The following is a 17,889-nucleotide window of genomic DNA, read 5'->3' on the forward strand; positions in this document are numbered from 1 at the left end:
CAAAGAGGGCAGACTTAGAAGCAAACTTCTTCGTCGCCAGCGGCGCACCGCCCTCGTTCGTGGGCCGTATATAGTCGGACCTCCGTCGACGCGTCAACACCGATTTCGAACTTTTTTGAATTTTTTGCGACAAATTTTCCGGCCGCCATTTTCGATAGCCGACTGCCCTTGCGGCAACCCTTGGGTCATCCACGACGAGGCCCTATTGCCGCCGCATTGAGGCGTGAAACCAGCCCATATCCGAGGAAGGCGCGCGCGTATGCGTGAGGCGCCGCCACGACAGACGACAAGAGCGCCGTGCGCAGAACGCATGATTGGGGATATCGGCCCCGGCATGCCGTTTCGTTGACTTCAACCGCCGTGACAGGCAAATGTCATGGCCGCAACGATAACGACAAGCCGTTCGCCCGGGGAAGAAGCAGCCTTTCTGGATGCCAGACACGGAAGATGTCATAGCCGAACTCGGCAACGAGCCGCCGCTGATCGCGGACGGCCGCAGCGGTCCGCCGGACCGCCGCGAGGTCTCGGCACGCTGGCTGTCGGGCACGTTCCTTACCGGCGTTACATCGAGCGTTCTGATGGGCGTGGCCCTGTTCGCCGCCCTTGATGGCCGCCAGCAACTGGCGACCCCGCCGGAAATCGCCGAGCTCATCGGCCTTGCCGGCGGCGGCGATGATTCAGGCGAGCAGGCGAAGACCACCAGGCTGGTCGCGCCGCGCCAGATCGCCCGCGCAAAGGACCGGCGGCGCATGGAAGTGTCGATGGTCACCAAGGTCGGCGACCGCGAAGTTATCCACACCATGCCCTTCGTGCAGATCAAGATGGCCCTGGCCGCCGGCCACACCACCAACCGCCCCTACCCGCCGTTCGACCCGATGCAGGTGTTCGGCGACGACAGCGACGACAATGCGCAGCCGGCAACGGCCACCGCGGTCGCCGGGCAGATCTACGGCGCCAAGGTCGAAAGCGAGATGAGCCTGAAGACGGTCGATTTCCCGATCGAGACCGCTTCCTTTGACGAAAAGAGCGATCTTTCCGCCGCCGAGGTTGAAAAGGTGGTGCGGGACGCCGGCAACGGCTTGAGCGACGGCGCCGTCCAGGTGGCCGCGCTGCACTATATCGATCCGCAGCGATTCGGCGATGCCTTCGCCGAATCGATGGCCGGCTCCTATGACGTGAAGATCACGCAGGAAAACGTTTCGGTGGCGCCGCGCGCCACGCCCGACGACCAGACGCCGGCCTTTGCCGAGGAAATCATTCCCTTCACCAAGGATACCGATATCGCCGAGGCCTATGCCGATTCGGGCTACACCGGCGACGACGCCACCGGCATGGCGGAAGCGATCAGCAAGCTGTTGAACGCCCCGGCGCTCAAGGCCGGAACGGTGCTGCGCGTCGGCCTCGAGGTGCGCGGCGACATCGCCAAGGTCGTGCGCACCAGCGTCTACGACAAGACCACGCACATCGTCACCATAGCGCTCGACGACCGTGGCCAGTATGTGCCGGCGCAGGAGCCGGAGGCAAATCCCGAGCTTTTGACGGCGTTCGACGATTCGCAGCCCATCGTGGTGCGCGGCAACCTGCCCAATGTCTATGACGGCATCTACCGCGCCGCTTATTCCTACGGCATGTCGAAAGCGATGACGCAGAAGCTGATCAAGCTTCTCGCCTCCGACGTCGATTTCCAGTCGCGGATTTCACCGGCCGACCGCCTCGAAGTCCTGTTCTCGCAGCCTGATGGCGACGACCAGACCTCCGACGATTCCGAGCTTCTTTATGTATCGGCGACCTTCGGCGGCCAGACGCGCAATTTCTACCGCTTTCAGATGCAGGACGGCGGCACCGACTATTTCGACGAAAATGGTTCGAGCGCCGAGCAGTTCCTGCTGCGCAATCCACTGCCCGCCGGCAAATTCCGTTCCGGCTTCGGCGCGCGCCGGCACCCGATTCTGGGCTATGTGCGCATGCATACCGGCGTCGACTGGGCAGCGCCGATCGGCACGCCGATCATCGCCGCCGGCAACGGCGTCGTCGAGAAGGTCGGCTGGGCCGGCGGCTACGGCAAACAGATCATCATCCGCCACGCCAATGGCTACGAGACCTCCTACAATCACCAGAGCGCTTTCGCCAACGGCATCGAGCCCGGCGTGCGCGTCCGCCAGGGCCAGACGATCGGCTACCTCGGCCAAACCGGTCTCGCCACCGGCCCGCATCTTCACTACGAGCTGATCGTCAACGGCACCAAGGTCGACCCCATGCGTGTGCGCCTGCCGGTCGGCAAGGTGCTGAAAGGCGACGATCTCGTGGCCTTCAAGCGCGAGCGTGAGCGCATCGACGATCTTCTGAAGCAGGAAGACGGCAACTCGCTGAAGGTCGCCAGCGCCAAGGCTGATTCGCAGCTTCCGAACTAATCTTGCGAATCGTTTCTCTTTTGCGGCCAGGGCGATGCCTGTCCGGGAACCGTGAACCAGGCGGTGAGTGAAGAAAGCACGCAAAGCAGCGCCGTGATCGCCGCGACCGCGGCAAAAGCCGAATCGCTTGCCGCAACTCTCGCCGCATCGAGATTGGCGGCAAGCCCGGATGCGGGCGGCTCGCCGAAACCGGGTATCCCGGAAGCATTGCCGGTCACCCGCGCGTAAACCCAGGCCGCGAGCGAGCCCATGGCCGCCACAGCGATCAGGCCGCCGACGCGCGAGACCGCGTTGTTGATACCCGACGCGGCCCCGGTATCCTTGTCCTCGACCGACGTCATGACCGCCGTCGACAGCGGCGACACGACCTGCGCCATGCCAAGTCCCATCAGCGCCATCAGCGGAAAGGTCCCGATCCAGAAATCGTGGATGCCGAAATGGGTGAGCAACGCCAGGCCGGCGAAGGCGACGGCCACGACCATGCTGCCGCTGGCGATGGGGAAACGCGGACCGATCCTATCCGACCACTGACCGACCGGTCCGGACAAAAGCGCGATCGACGCCGACAGCGGCAGGAAGATGAAGCCGACCTCGGCCTCGCTCAGCCTCCAGCCGGCGATCAGAAGCATCGGCAGGTAGAACAGATTGGCCGACAGCGCGAAGTAAAGGAAGAATGTCGCCAGATTGGCGCCGGCAAAGGCCCTGATTCGGAACAGGCCGAGATCGATCATCGGGTCGCGCCGCCTGAACTCGTAAAAGATGAAGACAAAGAGCAGCACCACGCCGGCGACGATCGCCGGGCCCGACATCAAGCCGGCGCCTTCGGCATTCATCGCCGTCAACCCGTAGGCGAGCAGGCCGAAAGCGAGTGTCGCCAGCGCCGCCCCCCCGAGATCGAGGCTGCGTCTTTCGGTCGGCTTGTCGGCCGGCACCTTGGCCAAAAGCAGATAGATCGAGATCAGCCCAAGCGGCAGGTTGATGGCGAAGATCGCGCGCCAGATCCCATTGCCGAAAGTCGACAGCGCAAAGCCGCCGAGCACCGGCCCGAGCGCCGTGGTCAGCGCCGATGCGGCGGCCCAGATGCCGATCGCCCGGCCGCGCTCCTTCTTCGGATAGGCTTTGGCGATAATGGCGAGGCTGCCCGGCACCATGATCGCCGCGCCGATGCCCTGGATGGCTCGGAAGGCGATCAATATGGCCGGATCCGGCGCCATCGCGCAGGCGAGCGAGGCAGCGACGAACAGCGCGATCCCGGTCATGAAGGCGCGCCGCAGGCCAAACCGGTCGCCTGCAGCGCCTCCGGCCAGGATGAGCGCCGACAGCGTCAACGCATAGGCGTTGGAAATCCACTGCGCCTGCGCCAGGCTGGCGCCGAGATCCACGCGCAACGCCGGCATGGCGATCGCCAGGATCGAACCGTCGATGAAGCCGAGCGCCGAGGCGAGAATCGCCGCGACCAGCACGAATTTTCGCTGCGTCTGCGGACAGAACGTACCGTTCGCCCGCGCCGGCGAATGCGAATCGGAAGTGGTTTCGTTCGCGGATGACATGATGCTCTGCTTAGTCCTCCGTCGCGGCCGCAACAACAAGCCAGAGCATGGCTGTTCTTGAAACCAGATTGCGTCGGGACAATCCCCCGGAAAATGAGCAGCGGTCTTCCGTTGTCGACTCGACCTGAAATCATCCGGGCCCTGGCCGCATGGCGAGGCGGGCGCCAATTCTGATGCAAACCGCCGATCGCGTGCTAGGTTCCAGCATTGTGCGTGAGAGGGGAAGTCATGAAGCGTCCGCTCGAACCGTCGGCGGAAGGGCGCGGACGCATCGTCGGCATAACCGACGGCGTTTTCGCCATCGCGCTGACCTTGATCGTGCTGGAGATCAGGGTGCCGGCGCATGAAGCGGTGCATTCGGAAAGCGAATTGCTCGCCGCGATCCTGGCGCTGGCGCCACGGTTCCTGACCTATGCGCTGAGCTTCCTGACGCTCACCATCTTCTGGTTCGGCCAGCAGGCGCAGCATGGCCTGATCGCGAAATCGGATCGACGGCTCGCGACGCTCAATCTGTGCTTCCTTGCCTTTGTCGCGCTGCTGCCCTTCTCCACCGACCTTCTCGCCGATTTTCTGGAATTCAGGGTCGCGGTGCTGGTCTATTGGCTGAACCTGCTGACGTTGGGCGCCACGCTGTTCGCAAGCTGGTGGTATGCCGACAGGAACGGCATGATCGCCGAGGACGTCGATGTGCAAACGCGTCGCACCGTCTACAATCGCATCGTCAAGGCGCAGGTCCTCTGGATGATCGGCGCAGCGCTTTGCCTGATCGCGCCGCTGCTCAGCATCGTCTTCATCCTGCTGGTGCAGCTAATTTACGCCACCGCGCCGCGCAGCTCACTGCTGCGCCACATAATCGGCTGAAAGGCTGCCGACGAACTCCACCGTGGCGCCCGGCGACACCGGCTTGGCAAGCCCGCGCGTGGCGAAGCCGGCCTGGCTATCCGTGGCGCCGTTTGCGCGATCGACGCATGCCGCCATCTCGTCGTCCGACTGCGCATATGCGGATTGGCTGACCATCAAAAGCAGACCGGCGAGAGCATGTCTCGTGATCACAGAGGCGCCTGCAGTTTTGCTATGATGTCAATGCCGCCGCGCCGCGCGGCTCACTGCTGCGCCACATAGTCGCCTGAAGGGTCGCCGACGAACTCCACCGTGACGCCCGGCGACACCAGCTTGGCAAGCTCTCGCGCATCCCAATTGGTCAGGCGCACGCAGCCATGGCTCTCGGTCTTGCCGATCTTGGAGGGATCGGGCGTGCCGTGGATGCCGTAGGTCGGCTTGTCGAGCGCGATCCACACCGAGCCGACCGGACCGTTCGGCCCCGGCGGGATCGTGAGAATCTTGTCGTTCTGGCCCTGCTTGAAATTGATGTTCGGGTTGTAGGTGTAGTTCGGATCGAGCGCGATGCGCGAGACGGCGTGAATGCCGGTCGGCGAAGGCGTGTCGGCCGAGCCGATGGTCGCCGGATAGGCCGCGACCAGCTTGCCGCCCGCATCATAGGCGTAGACTTCCTTCTTGCTCTTGTCGGCGACGATGCGCGCTACCGGCGTCGACACCAGCTTGCCGAAATTGGCGACCTTGATCATCGTGCCGGGGCGATTGAAGTCGACCCCTTTGTTGATCGACTTCAGATAGGTCTCGTCCATGTGGAAGCGCTCGGCCAGCGCCTCGGTGACCGAGGTGTAGCACATGCAGTCGAGCCTGGCCTTCTGGCTGTAGTCCTCGGGGATCGAGGCGAGATAGTGGCCGGCCACATCCTCCGGCGTGATCGTGTAGGAGGCAAAGGCGTCGCCGCCGGACTGGGCAAGCGCCGCCTGGATGCCGACTTCATCGGTCGATTTCAAACTGGTGCCGTTGATCTCGTTGTAGGCGGCCAGCGCCTTGTCGACATTCGAGCCGAAGCGCCCGTCGATCACGCCCGGCGAGGCGCCGCCGCGGTCGAGCAGCACCTGCAGCGCGGCGACGTCCTGGCGCACCCCGAGCGACAGCGATGGATCGACGGTGGCCTTGCCGCCGGTGTTCGGCGACGGCTGGGCGTCGGGATTGGTTTGCAGCACTTCGCCCTGGCCCGGCTGTTCCGGGCCGATCGACGCCTCGTTCAGCGGCTGGCGCTTGACGGTGTTGGACTTCGGCGCCTCCGGATAGGTGGTCGCATAGCCTTCATCGTTGTTGGGCGCCGCCGGATAAGCATCGACGGAATTGTCGTCGTTGGGGTCGTACTCATCGACCGGCGGCGGGATGACGCGGCCGTTCTCCTCCAACTGCCGGCGGCGGAAGCGGGCCATGTCCTCGGGATTGTCGAGATAATAGCGGTCGTCGTCCTCGGCCGGCGCGCGGCCGAGTTCCTGCATGCGCATCTGCCGGCGAAGCGCGCGGCGGTCGGTCCTGCTCCCAGGCGGCTGGATGGCGATGACCTTTCCGGTGTCGGCATCGACTAGAACGCGGTTCCCCCTGGCGTCGTAGTAGATGTCGATATTGCCTTCCTGAGCCAGCATCAGCGCGCCGCGCTCGGTCGGGCGCGCGCTCTGCGCGCCTTCCACGCTCGGCGTGGCGAACGCACCGGAAGACACCAGCCCGGCCGCGAGTGCCGAAAGGGAAAAGATCAAGCGCAGCATGAGGGTCAAGCTCTCCGGTCGACTGGGTTTCTGGCGGGCGAACCCTTCGCCAGCAAACCAGTTACCCAAGTTAAGGTTCCAACATGAACCGGGCATGAAGATGGCGGTTTTCCGCTACCTTGAGGAATATCAGCTATGCATGTCGCGCAAAAGTGTGCAGCGGTTTTGCGATAACGACATGCATGAAAACAAAGCCTTAAAAGCGCGTCGCCTGAATCCGCTTCAGCGCGACGCGCTTTAGCCTTTGGCAAGCCCCAATTCGTTACGTGCCTGTCTGGTCAGCTTGAGGACGACCAGGCGATGGCTCTCGCGCAGATAGTCCTCGAGCGCCGCATCATCCATGCTTTGGCTCGTCTGACGCTGGATCCATTTCATGCCGCGCGAGGCAAGATAAGGCGCAGGCCGGCAGCCCGGCTGATCCTTCAGCACGTCATAGGCCATCTCGGAACATTTGAAGGTGACGAAAAGCTGGCCGCCCTCGTTCCAGCCGCCAATGGCAAACACCTTGCCGCCGACCTTCCAGACATGGGCCCCGCCCCACTGGACCACATGCGTCGTAGCGGGCAGCGAGGCGCAGAAGCCGTTATAGTCGTCAAGCTTCATCGAGTTCTTCCCAGCCATTCGAATCGGCAGCCGATTATGCGCAGTCGCCGGGAATAACAAAGCGCGCCGCACCAGTCCGATGCGACGCGCCCTTTCGTTTCAACTTCCCCGGGGTCAGGCGGCGGCTTCCGTCGCCACCACCGTCGGCTTCGAGCGGAAGTTCAACCGGTCGGAACCCGCGGTGACCTTGACGGTCGAACCGTCGAGGATCTCGCCGAGCAGGATCTTCTCCGCCAGCGGATCCTGCAGTTCCTTCTGCATCACCCGCTTCAGCGGCCTGGCGCCATATGCCGGATCGTAGCCCTTCGAGGCCAGCCACTCGATCGCGTCGTGATCGATCGACAGCACGATCTTGCGGTCGACGAGCAGGTTCTCCAACCGCTTGAGCTGGATCTCGACGATGCGATCCATGTCCTGCCGGCGCAGCCGGTGGAACAGGATCACCTCGTCGACGCGGTTGAGAAACTCCGGCCGGAACGAAGCCTTCACCACGGCCATCACCTCGTCGCGCACGGCATCGACATCCTGGTCGTCGCTGAGATTGACCAGATATTCGGCGCCGAGGTTGGACGTCATGATGATCAGTGTGTTGCGGAAGTCGACCGTGCGGCCCTGGCCATCGGTCAGCCTTCCGTCGTCGAGCACCTGCAGCAGCACGTTGAACACGTCCGGATGCGCCTTCTCGATCTCGTCGAAAAGCACGACCTGATATGGCCGGCGCCGCACCGCTTCGGTCAGCGCGCCGCCTTCCTCGTAGCCGACATAGCCGGGAGGCGCGCCGATCAGCCGGGCGACGGAGTGCTTTTCCATGAACTCCGACATGTCGATGCGCACCAGCGCCGTCTCGTCGTCGAACAGGAAGCTGGCCAGCGCCTTCGTGAGCTCGGTCTTGCCGACACCGGTCGGTCCGAGGAACATGAACGAGCCGATCGGCCGGTTCGGATCCTGCAGCCCGGCGCGGGCGCGGCGCACGGCCTTGGACACCGCCTGCACGGCTTCGCCCTGGCCGACGACGCGCTTGCCGATCTCGTCTTCCATGCGCAAGAGCTTCTCGCGCTGCCCTTCCAGCATCTTGTCGACCGGAATGCCGGTCCAGCGCGACACGACATGCGCGACATGGTCGGGCGTGACCACCTCTTCCACCATGCCAGTCTTGCCGTCCTGCGCCTCGGCTTCCTTGAGCTTCTTCTCGAGCTCCGGGATCTTGCCATAGGCAAGCTCGCCGGCGCGCTGGAACTCGCCCTTGCGCTGCGCGATCGCCAGTTCATTGCGCGTCTCGTCGAGCTGCTTCTTCAGGTCGGCGGCAAGGCCAAGCTTCTGCTTCTCGGCCTGCCACTTCGTGGTCAGCTCGCTCGATTCTTCCTCAAGGTCTGCGAGTTCCTTCTCCAGCCGGGCAAGCCGGTCCTTCGAAGCCTCGTCCTTCTCGACCTTCAGCGCCTCGCGCTCGATCTTGAGCTGCATGATGCGGCGGTCGATCTCGTCCAGCGCCTCGGGCTTGGAATCGACCTGCATGCGCAGCCTGGACGCCGCCTCGTCGACCAGATCGATCGCCTTGTCCGGCAGGAAGCGGTCGGCGATGTAGCGGTTGGAAAGCGTAGCCGCCGACACAAGCGCGGAATCGGAGATGCGCACCTTGTGGTGCTGCTCGTACTTCTCCTTCAGGCCGCGCAGGATCGAAACCGTGTCTTCCACCGTCGGCTCGTCGACGAAGACGGGCTGGAAACGGCGGGCAAGCGCGGCATCCTTTTCGACATGCTTGCGGTATTCGTCGAGCGTGGTCGCGCCGACGCAGTGCAGTTCGCCGCGCGCCAGCGCAGGCTTCAACAGGTTCGACGCGTCCATCGCGCCGTCCGCCTTGCCGGCGCCGACCAGCGTGTGCATCTCGTCGATGAACAGGATGATGTTGCCGTTGGCCGAGGTGACCTCGTTGAGCACGGCCTTCAGCCGCTCCTCGAACTCGCCGCGATATTTGGCGCCTGCAATCAGCGCGCCCATGTCGAGCGCCATCAACTGCTTGTCCTTCAGCGATTCCGGTACGTCGCCATTGACGATGCGCAACGCCAGGCCCTCGGCGATGGCGGTCTTGCCGACGCCCGGCTCGCCGATCAGCACGGGATTGTTCTTGGTGCGCCGTGACAGCACCTGGATGGTGCGGCGGATCTCGTCGTCGCGGCCAATGACCGGATCGAGCTTGCCGGCACGGGCGTCGGCGGTGAGGTCGCGCGCGTATTTCTTCAGCGCGTCATAGCTCTGCTCGGCGCTGGCCGAGTCGGCTGTGCGGCCCTTGCGGATATCGTTGATGACCTGGTTGAGCGCCTGCGCGGTGACGCCCGCCTTGGACAGGATGTCGGCGGTCTTGGCCGACTTCTCCATGACCAGCGCTTGCAGCAGCCGCTCGACGGTGACGAAGCTGTCGCCGGCCTTCTTGGCGAGGTCCTCGGCGGTCGAAAACACCTTGGCAAGAGGCTGGGCTAGGTAGAGCTGGCCATTGCCGCCCTCGACCTTGGGCATGGCTTCGAGCGCCGCCTCGACGCCGAGCTTGACGTCGCGGACATTGCCGCCGGCGCGCTCGATCAGGGATGCGGCAAGGCCTTCGTCGTCGTCGACGAGCACCTTCAGCATATGTTCAGGCGTGAATTGCTGGTGGTTGCGCGAGAGCGCCACGGTCTGCGCGGACTGGATAAAGCCGCGCACGCGCTCCGAGTATTTCTCAAGATTCATTCTCTGTCTCCTTCCATCACCGGCCCGCTTTGCGGCACCGGATCAGATTGCGGTGACGGGCCCGCCCATAAGAGCCGAACCCTGTTTCCTGGCGAGATATGGTGCGCGGGCGGCAGGCTCTCAAGACGTCTGGCTAACGCAATTCCAGGAAAAGTGTGACGCGGGTTTTCCGTTCGGAATTGCGTAAAACAAAAAAGAGAGCAGTTCGCCGTTTTCGTGAAACGGTGAAGTGCTCTATCGCCATGTTATTCCACCGCCCGCAAAAACAAAAACGGCGGAGAGTGCTCTCCGCCGTTTCCAATGCTCGAAATGGCCTTTGGCTCAGTTGTTCGCGTCGGCGGCAACGGGCTCGCCGGAAGCTTCGCTGGCGGCCGCCGCCGGCTCGCCGGCGACAGGCTCGCTCGTCGGCTTTGCCTCTTCGGCAGGCCTGGTGCTGGCCTCATCGCCATTGTTCATGGCGCTATGCGCTTCGCTTGAATTTTCGGCGCTCGAACCTTCCGGCTGACCGCCCTGCTCGCCATTGCTCGCCTGGTCGGCATAATTGCCGCGCGGGCGGCGCGGGCGACGCGGGCGGCGACCGCCGCCATTGTCCATGGCGGCTTCGTTGAGCTCGGCCTGGGCGGCAAGGGCCGCCGGCGAAAAGCTGTCGAGCTGCGGCGCCTGCTCGGCCTGTGAACCAGCCTCGCCGGCTGCCTCGGGCTGCGCCTCACTGCGGCGGTTCTGGTCGAACTGCTGGCCGCCCTGCTCGCCGCGCTGGCCGTTTTCACCGCGCTGGCCGCTCTGGCCGTAGCCGCCGTTGCGGCGGTCGCGATTCCGGTCGCGCTGGTTGTTGTTGTCGCGGCGATTGTTGTTGTCGCGGCCGCCGTCCTGGTTGTAGGCGAGTTCCGCCGGCGTGCCTTCGATCACCGGCTGCGGTCCGGAGCCGTTCGCCGCGGCCGGCGCCTCGGCGCCATTGCCGCCGTTATTGTCGAACTCTTCGCGATCCTCGTCGAGATCGTCATCGAAGTCGTCGCGGTTCTGCTGGACATTCTGGATCGGCATCTGCGCCTGCGCGGCGGCAATGATGCGATTGTAGTGCTCGGCGTGCTGGAGATAGTTCTCCGCCATTACCCTGTCGCCGGAGCTTTGCGCGTCACGGGCGAGTGTGGCGTATTTCTCGGCGATCTGCTGAGCCGATCCGCGGATCTTCACGTCCGGACCGTTGCTCTCGTAAGTGCGGGTCAGGGGGTTCGGCCCCTTGCGGTTGTTGTTGTTGTTGTTGCCACCGCCGCCATTGTTATTGCGACCGCGCATGCGCCTGTTCTGCTGTTGTGGCCTCATTAGACTCTCTTCATAGTGAATTTTCGAAAAACTCTTCACGAACGGAGGCGCTCATGCAGCCAGCCGTTTCGTTTCTTCACCGGCGTTCGCCCGCATCAATTGCGTTGGCGCCACGTGCCATCCTGTTCCGGTTACATCACTTGCCGAATGATTCCCGCACGAAGCTTGGGCGTCGTTTGCGCAAGAAGGCAGCTATTTCCAAGGAAAACCGAATCGCTGGGAGCACTGCCTGCTTCGTCTCATCCGGTTGAGGCGGACCCTAGCTGCATTCCCCGGTATTGCCAAGCGGTTTTTTCGCACTGCATCAGGGCTTTCAACGCTCGAACACGAGAACTCTGTCATTGCCGCCGAGGTCGCGATGTGTCCCGGTTAACACGTAGCCGGCTGCCGCGAATATTCCGCTGACCTCGTTTTTCTGCGTGTAGCCGATCTCGACCGCTACCTTGCCTTGCGCTTCAAGAAATGCCGCCGCCCCGGCAGCGATGACCCTGTATGGGTCCAAACCATCCGCACCGCCATCAAGGGCCAAGTACGGGTCGAAACCGCGGACCTCGTCCTGCAGATTTCCAATGTCTCCACTGGGTATATAGGGAGGGTTCGAGGCAATTACATGGTAACGGCCCAAAACTTTTTCGAACCAGTTGGAATGCAAGGCTTTGAAGCGCTCGCCGAACCCCAGGTCCCGGGCGTTTCCGGCTGCGGTCGCCAATGCATCGGGCGAAATATCGACGCCTGTCGCAGTCGCGGCTGGAACGGCGCCGAGCAAGGCCAGCGCGATGGCGCCGGTGCCCGTGCCGAGATCGAGAATACGGCATTCCCGGAGCCTTTCGGCCGTTGCCCGGGCGAAGGGCAGGACGGCGTCGACCAGCGTCTCGGTGTCCGGCCGGGGCTCCAGCGTCTCCGGCGAAAGCGACAGGCGCAAGCCGTAGAATTCGCGGTAGCCGAGGATACGGTGTACCGGCTCGCCTGCGACGCGACGCCTCAGGGCCGCTTCGATGGCCGAAAGCGCCGCCGAACCCACCTTTTGCTCCGGTTCGGCAATGGCCTGGGTGCGGGTCGTGCCGGAGAAATGCTCGACGATCAGCCGGGAATCGAGCGCCGGATCGACAATGCCGGCGGCGGCCAGGCGCTCGCGCGCCGCCCTGAGCAGCGGCCCGAGCGCCGCGGGCAGTTGGTCAGCCATCGAGGCTCATATCGGCAAGCAGCTTCGACTGATGGTCGGCGATCAGCGCGTCGACCACCTCATCGAGCTCGCCCATCATCACCCGGTCGAGCTTGTAGAGCGTAAGGTTGATGCGATGATCGGTGACGCGCCCTTGCGGGAAATTATAGGTGCGGATGCGCTCCGACCGGTCGCCCGAGCCGACCTGCGATTTGCGCGACTCCGAGCGTTCCTCGTCGGCCCGGCTGCGCTCAAGGTCGTAGAGCCGCGCGCGCAGGATCTGCATGGCGCGCGCCCGGTTCTGGTGCTGCGATTTCTCCGCCTGCACCACCATGATGCCGGTCGGCAAATGGGTGATGCGAACCGCCGAATCGGTGGTGTTGACGTGCTGGCCGCCCGAACCCGAGGCCCGCATCGTGTCGATGCGGATATCCTCGGCCCGGATCTCGATATCGACCTCCTCGGCCTCCGGCAGCACCGCCACCGTCGCCGCCGACGTGTGAATGCGCCCGCCCGCCTCGGTTTCCGGCACACGCTGGACGCGGTGCACGCCGGATTCGAACTTCAGATGTGCGAACACGCCCTTGCCCGACACCGAGGCGATGATTTCCTTATAGCCGCCGACCTCGCCGTCGCTCGCCGACACCGTCTCGAAGCGCCAGCCGCGCGAGGCGGCATAGCGCTCATACATGCGGAACAGATCGCCGGCGAACAAGGCCGCCTCGTCGCCGCCGGTGCCGGCGCGGATTTCGAGGATGGCGTTCCTCTCGTCGGCCGCATCCTTGGGCAGAAGCAGGATCTGGATGTCCTTCTGCAGCGCTTCGATGCGGCTCTCGACTTCCGGCAGGTCCGCCTCGGCCAGCGCGCGCATGTCGGCATCGGTCGCCTTGTCGGCAAGCATCGCCTCGAGGTCCGCCTGCTCCTGCTCGGCGGCGCGCAATGCCCGGATCTTGCCCACCATCTCCTGGATGTCGGCATATTCGGAGGCCATCTTGACGTATTGATCGGCGGCGGGTCCGGCCGACATCTGCGCTTCGAGCATGTCAAAACGCTTGACGACTTGATCCATACGGTCGCGGGGCAGGTTGATCATGATCTTGGAACTTCGATGAAATTCACGTCAGGGCGAGTCGAAAATGGCGAGTTTCGAAAACCGGAGCGGAATGTACATTTAGGTACATGAGCACCGGCCTGCGCCGGCCATAGCCTTAATTCAACTGCCACGCCACTCATGAATGCCTCGGCCGGCGAAGGCCGGAAGCGCAGAAAATCGCCATTTGCAGACCGCCCCTCACGTGAATCTAGAGCGGAATCGAACGATCGTCGGCAAAGGCCTGCAGCAGCGCCCGCATCGGCGTCCCTTGGGCGGGCGCCATCAGATTGTCCCTGAAGAAGGCCTGCAGCTCCTGCAGCGGAAGTTCGGTCAGCATCGCCTTGACCGGGCCGATCGAGGCCGGCGACATCGAGATCGAGCGGAAGCCGAGGCCGATCAGCGCCATCGCCGAGATCGGCTTGCCGGCCAGCTCGCCGCAAAGCGTCACCGGCGTGTGATTGCGGGCGCCGGCATCGGCGATCGTCTTCAGCACCCGCAGGAACGGCGCCGAAAGCGTGTCGAAGCGGTCGGCAAGCTGTGTATTGCCGCGGTCGACCGCCATGATGAACTGGAAGAGGTCGTTGGAGCCGACCGAGACGAAGTCCACCGCCTTCATCAATTCGTCGAGCTGGAACAGGAGCGAGGGCACCTCCAGCATCGCGCCGAGCTTGAGGCTGGTGGGCAGGTGGTGCGCGAAGCGCGACAAATGCCGGACCTCGCGGTCGATGATCTCGCGCGCCTGCGCGATTTCCGACAGCTCGGTGACCATGGGCAGCATCAGCTTCAGCTCGCGGCCACCGCTGGCTTTGAGCAGCGCCCGGATCTGCGTCCTGAGCAGGCCGGGACGATCGAGCGTCAGCCGGATCGCCCGCCAGCCCAGCGCCGGGTTCTCTTCCTGGATCGCACCCTTGAAGTAAGGCAGCACCTTGTCGCCACCGATGTCGATGGTGCGGAAAGTGACCGGTTTGCCACGCGCCGCGTCGAGCACATCGCGATAGAGCCGCTCCTGCGCCTCGGCGCGCGGGAAGGTCGAGGCAACCATGAACTGCAGCTCGGTGCGGAACAGGCCGATGCCGGCGGCGCCCGACTCGGTGAGCTGCGGCAGGTCGACGGCAAGGCCCGCATTCATCAGGAGATCGACCGGAATCCCGTCCCTGGTCAGCGACGGCTTCTTGCGCAGCTCGCGGTAGACTTCCTGCCGTCGGGCCCGGAACCGGACCTTTTCGGCATAGGCGGCTTCCAGGTCGGATTGCGGCCTGAGATGGATGGTGCCTTCCTCACCGTCGACGATGATGGCGTCGCCGTTTTCCGCCATGGAAACGGCGCCCTTCACCTGTCCGGCGACCGGAATGCCCATGGCGCGCGCGACGATCACGACATGGCTGGTGGCGGCGCCGTCCTCGAGCACCAGGCCGCGCAGCTTGTCGCGCGGATAGTCGAGCAGTTCGGCCGCGCCCATCGAGCGGGCGACGATGATGGCGTCCTTGGGCAACGCGGCCGCGACATCCTCCGGCCCGCGCCCCATCAACTGGCGCAACAGCCGGTTGGCGAGATCGTCGAAATCGCTCATCCGCTCGCGCAGATAGGGATCGGTCATGTGCAGCATGCGCGCGCGCATGTCGCTCTGCACCTTTTCGACCGCGGCTTCCGCCGTCAGGCCGTTGCGGATCGCCTCTTCCAGCCGACGCACCCAACCGCTGTCATTGGCGAACATGCGGTAGGCTTCGAGCACCTCGCGGTGCTCGCCCTCGAAGGCGACCTCGCGCCGCTCCAGCATGTCGTCGATGGAGAGGCGCAGCGAGCCGAGCGAGGACTGCAGCCGGCGCACCTCCTCCTCGCTGTCCTCGTTGAACAGGTTGGTGACGACGATGCGCGGCTCGTGCAGCACGACATGGCCGAGACCGACGCCATCGTTGAAGGAGACGCCGGTGAAGCTCGCCGGGCGGCGCAGGTCGAGCTCGAGCCCCGGCTTGGTGAGGCGGGCAAGATCGCCGGTGGCGATCATCTCGGCGATCACCATCGCCGTCGTTTCAAGCGCTTCGACCTCGTCGTCGCGATAGTGGCGCATGGTCTTGTTCTGCACCACCAGCACGCCCAGCGTGCGCCCTGCCCTCAGCACCGGCACGCCGAGGAAGGAATTGTAGATCTCTTCGCCCGTCTCCGGCAGATAGGCGAAGGCCGGATGTTCCTGCGCGTTGGAGAGATTGAGCGGCCGCGCGCTGGCGGCGATCGTGCCGACCAAGCCCTGTCCGAGCCTGAGCTGCGCCAGGTGAACGGCGTTCGGGTTCAGACCTTCGGTGGCGTAGAGTTCGAGCACCGAGTCGGCGCGCAGCACATAGAGCGAGCAGACTTCGGCGACCATGTTGGAGGCGATGTCGCGCACGATGCGGTCGAGCCGCTCCTGCGGCTCCAGCGGCTCTTGCATGAGCTCGCGAAGCCGTTTGAGCAGAACGCGCGGGCCACTGGCCGTATCACGCATCGCGGCTTGTTCTCCAATGGGCATTTCGCCCGCCGCAGTTTCTCTTGCGACCGGCGTTCACGCAACAACTGACTCAGTTCTTGCTATTGCTTATCCAGACCGTAGACGGAATGCAAAGTGCGAACCGCCAGTTCGGTATAGGGTCCGTCGATCAGTATCGAGATTTTGATCTCGGAAGTGGTGATGGCGCGGATGTTGATCGCCTTGTCGGCCAGCGCCTTGAAGGCGGTGGCGGCGACGCCGGCGTGGCTCCTCATGCCGATGCCGATGACCGAGACCTTCGACATGCCGGCTTCCGACTGTACGACGTCGTAGCCGACTTCCGGCTTCAGCTTCTCCAGCACCGCAAGCGCCTTGTCGACGTCGCCAGATGGCACGGTGAAGGTCATGTCGGTGAACTTGCCGTCCTCGGAAATGTTCTGGACGATCATGTCGACATTGATGTTGGCCTCGGCCAGCGGGCCGAAGATGCCGGCGGCGACGCCTGGACGGTCGCCGACGCGGCGCAGCGAAATCTGCGCTTCGTCCTTGGCGTAGGCAATTCCGGTGACGACCTGCTGTTCCACGATCTCTTCCTCGTCGCAAATGAGCGTTCCGGGCGGATTGAGCAAATCCCCCATTCCGGGCGCATCGGGATCGTCGAAGGACGACCGCACGAAGGTACGCACCCTGTGTACCATGGCAAGCTCGACCGAGCGCACCTGCAGCACCTTGGCGCCGAGCGAAGCCATTTCGAGCATTTCCTCGAACGAAATCTTGGCGAGACGCCGGGCTTTCGGCTCGATGCGAGGGTCGGTCGTGTAGACGCCGTCGACGTCGGTATAGATGTCGCATCGGTCGGCCTTGACCGCCGCGGCGATCGCCACGGCGCTGGTGTCGGAGCCGCCGCGGCCGAGCGTCGCGATACGGTTGTCCGGCCCGATGCCCTGGAACCCGGCGATGACCGCCACCTGGCCCTCGCCGAAGCGCTTGATCAGGAAGGCGCCGTCGATGTCGAGGATGCGCGCCGCGCCATGGGCATTGTCGGTCTTGATCGGGATCTGCCAGCCCTGCCAGGACCGTGCATGAATGCCCATGTTCTGCAACGTAATCGCCAACAGGCCGGCCGTGACCTGCTCGCCCGAAGCAACCACGGCGTCATATTCGCGCGCGTCATGCATGGGCGATGCCTCGCGGGTCCAGGCGACCAGCTCGTTGGTCTTGCCGGCCATGGCCGAGACCACCACGGCGACGTCGTGGCCCGCATCGACCTCGCGTTTGACATGGCGCGCCACATTGCGGATGCGGGCGATGTCGGCGACCGAGGTTCCGCCGAATTTCATCACGATACGCGCCATGGAAGCGAAACGCCTTTGACTCAAGCCGGCTCAAGGCCGGAACGGGAGGAAACGCCAGGGTGACCAAGCGCGGAAATGCGCGGCCTCCTTAGCCAAAACAGCAAGGCTTCGCAAGCGAGCGCGCTTATGGCCGGCCCGGCACCACTCATCCTGACGGATTCTTGTCGCCGGTCATGCCACAAGACTGCCGAAACGGCCCGTTGGAGATTCTTATGTCCGAGACCCTGGAAATCGTCACCTTCCGCCTGAAGCCCGGCACCGAAGCCGGCTTTGTCTCCAACAATGGGATCATGACGGATTGGCTTGCCCGACAGCCGGGCTTTCTAAGCCGGCAGCTCGGCAGGTGCGAGGATGGAAGCTGGGTGGACGTCGTGCGCTGGCAGAGCCTGGAACAGGCCCGGGCGGCGGCGGGCCGCATCATGGCCGAGATCGGCGGCAGCGAGGCGGTTCAGGCGATCGACCCCGCCAGCGTCGACATGAGGCACGCGGCGGTCGCGCTGTCGAAAATCTAATGCATGTCGCGCAAAAGTGTGCAGCGGTTTTGCGATAACGACATGCATGAAAACAAAGCCTTAAAGCGCGTCGCCTGAATCCGCTT

General features: G+C 64.1%; 14 protein-coding genes. 4 read left to right on the top strand and 10 right to left on the bottom strand.

Annotation, left to right across the window (positions count from 1 at the left end):
• Nucleotides 1-431: 431 nt before the first annotated feature.
• On the top strand, nucleotides 432-2,411 hold the full coding sequence (locus FJ957_RS28775) for a M23 family metallopeptidase (RefSeq protein WP_140836194.1): 1,980 nt from the start codon (nucleotides 432-434) through the stop codon (nucleotides 2,409-2,411).
• Here the strand turns inward: FJ957_RS28775 and FJ957_RS28780 are convergent.
• Entirely contained in the window at nucleotides 2,408-3,961 is a 1,554-nt protein-coding gene (locus FJ957_RS28780) for an MFS transporter (protein ID WP_140836195.1), read from the bottom strand. The two genes, FJ957_RS28775 and FJ957_RS28780, sit on opposite strands and share 4 nt — an antisense overlap.
• Nucleotides 3,962-4,189: 228 nt before the next feature.
• Here FJ957_RS28780 and FJ957_RS28785 point away from each other — a divergent pair, with 228 nt between their 5' ends.
• Entirely contained in the window at nucleotides 4,190-4,822 is a 633-nt protein-coding gene (locus FJ957_RS28785) for a TMEM175 family protein (RefSeq protein ID WP_140836196.1), read from the top strand.
• Here the strand turns inward: FJ957_RS28785 and FJ957_RS28790 are convergent.
• Entirely contained in the window at nucleotides 4,796-5,014 is a 219-nt protein-coding gene (locus tag FJ957_RS28790; RefSeq protein ID WP_140836197.1) for a hypothetical protein, read from the bottom strand. The genes FJ957_RS28785 and FJ957_RS28790 overlap by 27 nt on opposite strands.
• 50 nt (nucleotides 5,015-5,064) lie before the next feature.
• Nucleotides 5,065-6,576, bottom strand: a complete 1,512-nt coding sequence (locus FJ957_RS28795) for a L,D-transpeptidase family protein (RefSeq protein ID WP_140836198.1) — start codon at nucleotides 6,574-6,576, stop codon at nucleotides 5,065-5,067.
• 94 nt (nucleotides 6,577-6,670) lie between these two features.
• On the opposite strand from FJ957_RS28795, the gene FJ957_RS31990 reads away from it, so the two are divergent.
• On the top strand, nucleotides 6,671-6,817 hold the full coding sequence (locus FJ957_RS31990; RefSeq protein ID WP_181180754.1) for a hypothetical protein: 147 nt from the start codon (nucleotides 6,671-6,673) through the stop codon (nucleotides 6,815-6,817).
• On the opposite strand, the gene FJ957_RS28800 is transcribed toward FJ957_RS31990, so the two are convergent.
• The 7 genes from FJ957_RS28800 to FJ957_RS28830 form a co-directional block, all read right to left on the bottom strand.
• Nucleotides 6,814-7,179, bottom strand: coding sequence for an MmcQ/YjbR family DNA-binding protein (locus tag FJ957_RS28800; RefSeq protein ID WP_140673905.1), 366 nt, complete (start codon nucleotides 7,177-7,179; stop codon nucleotides 6,814-6,816). The genes FJ957_RS31990 and FJ957_RS28800 overlap by 4 nt on opposite strands.
• A gap of 114 nt (nucleotides 7,180-7,293) precedes the next feature.
• Entirely contained in the window at nucleotides 7,294-9,900 is a 2,607-nt protein-coding gene (clpB, locus tag FJ957_RS28805) for an ATP-dependent chaperone ClpB (protein ID WP_140836199.1), read from the bottom strand.
• Between the two features lie 321 nt (nucleotides 9,901-10,221).
• Nucleotides 10,222-11,193, bottom strand: coding sequence for a DUF4167 domain-containing protein (locus tag FJ957_RS28810; protein ID WP_348642572.1), 972 nt, complete (start codon nucleotides 11,191-11,193; stop codon nucleotides 10,222-10,224).
• 340 nt (nucleotides 11,194-11,533) lie between these two features.
• Nucleotides 11,534-12,403 (bottom strand): peptide chain release factor N(5)-glutamine methyltransferase, encoded by an 870-nt coding sequence (gene prmC, locus FJ957_RS28815; RefSeq protein ID WP_140836201.1) that lies wholly within the window; start codon nucleotides 12,401-12,403, stop codon nucleotides 11,534-11,536.
• On the bottom strand, nucleotides 12,396-13,475 hold the full coding sequence (gene prfA, locus FJ957_RS28820; protein WP_140836202.1) for a peptide chain release factor 1: 1,080 nt from the start codon (nucleotides 13,473-13,475) through the stop codon (nucleotides 12,396-12,398). Before prfA ends, prmC begins: the two co-directional genes overlap by 8 nt.
• 208 nt (nucleotides 13,476-13,683) lie before the next feature.
• The gene (ptsP, locus tag FJ957_RS28825; protein WP_140836203.1) at nucleotides 13,684-15,954 is read right to left on the bottom strand and encodes a phosphoenolpyruvate--protein phosphotransferase; all 2,271 of its coding nucleotides are present in this window, start codon (nucleotides 15,952-15,954) and stop codon (nucleotides 13,684-13,686) included.
• A gap of 83 nt (nucleotides 15,955-16,037) precedes the next feature.
• Nucleotides 16,038-17,291, bottom strand: coding sequence for an aspartate kinase (locus FJ957_RS28830; protein ID WP_140836204.1), 1,254 nt, complete (start codon nucleotides 17,289-17,291; stop codon nucleotides 16,038-16,040).
• Between the two features lie 212 nt (nucleotides 17,292-17,503).
• Between FJ957_RS28830 and FJ957_RS31995 the strand changes: the two genes are divergently transcribed.
• Nucleotides 17,504-17,803 (top strand): hypothetical protein, encoded by a 300-nt coding sequence (locus FJ957_RS31995; RefSeq protein WP_181180755.1) that lies wholly within the window; start codon nucleotides 17,504-17,506, stop codon nucleotides 17,801-17,803.
• Nucleotides 17,804-17,889 lie beyond the last annotated feature (86 nt).

Source organism: Mesorhizobium sp. B2-4-6, from assembly GCF_006442775.1.
Classification (GTDB): Bacteria; Pseudomonadota; Alphaproteobacteria; order Rhizobiales; family Rhizobiaceae; genus Mesorhizobium.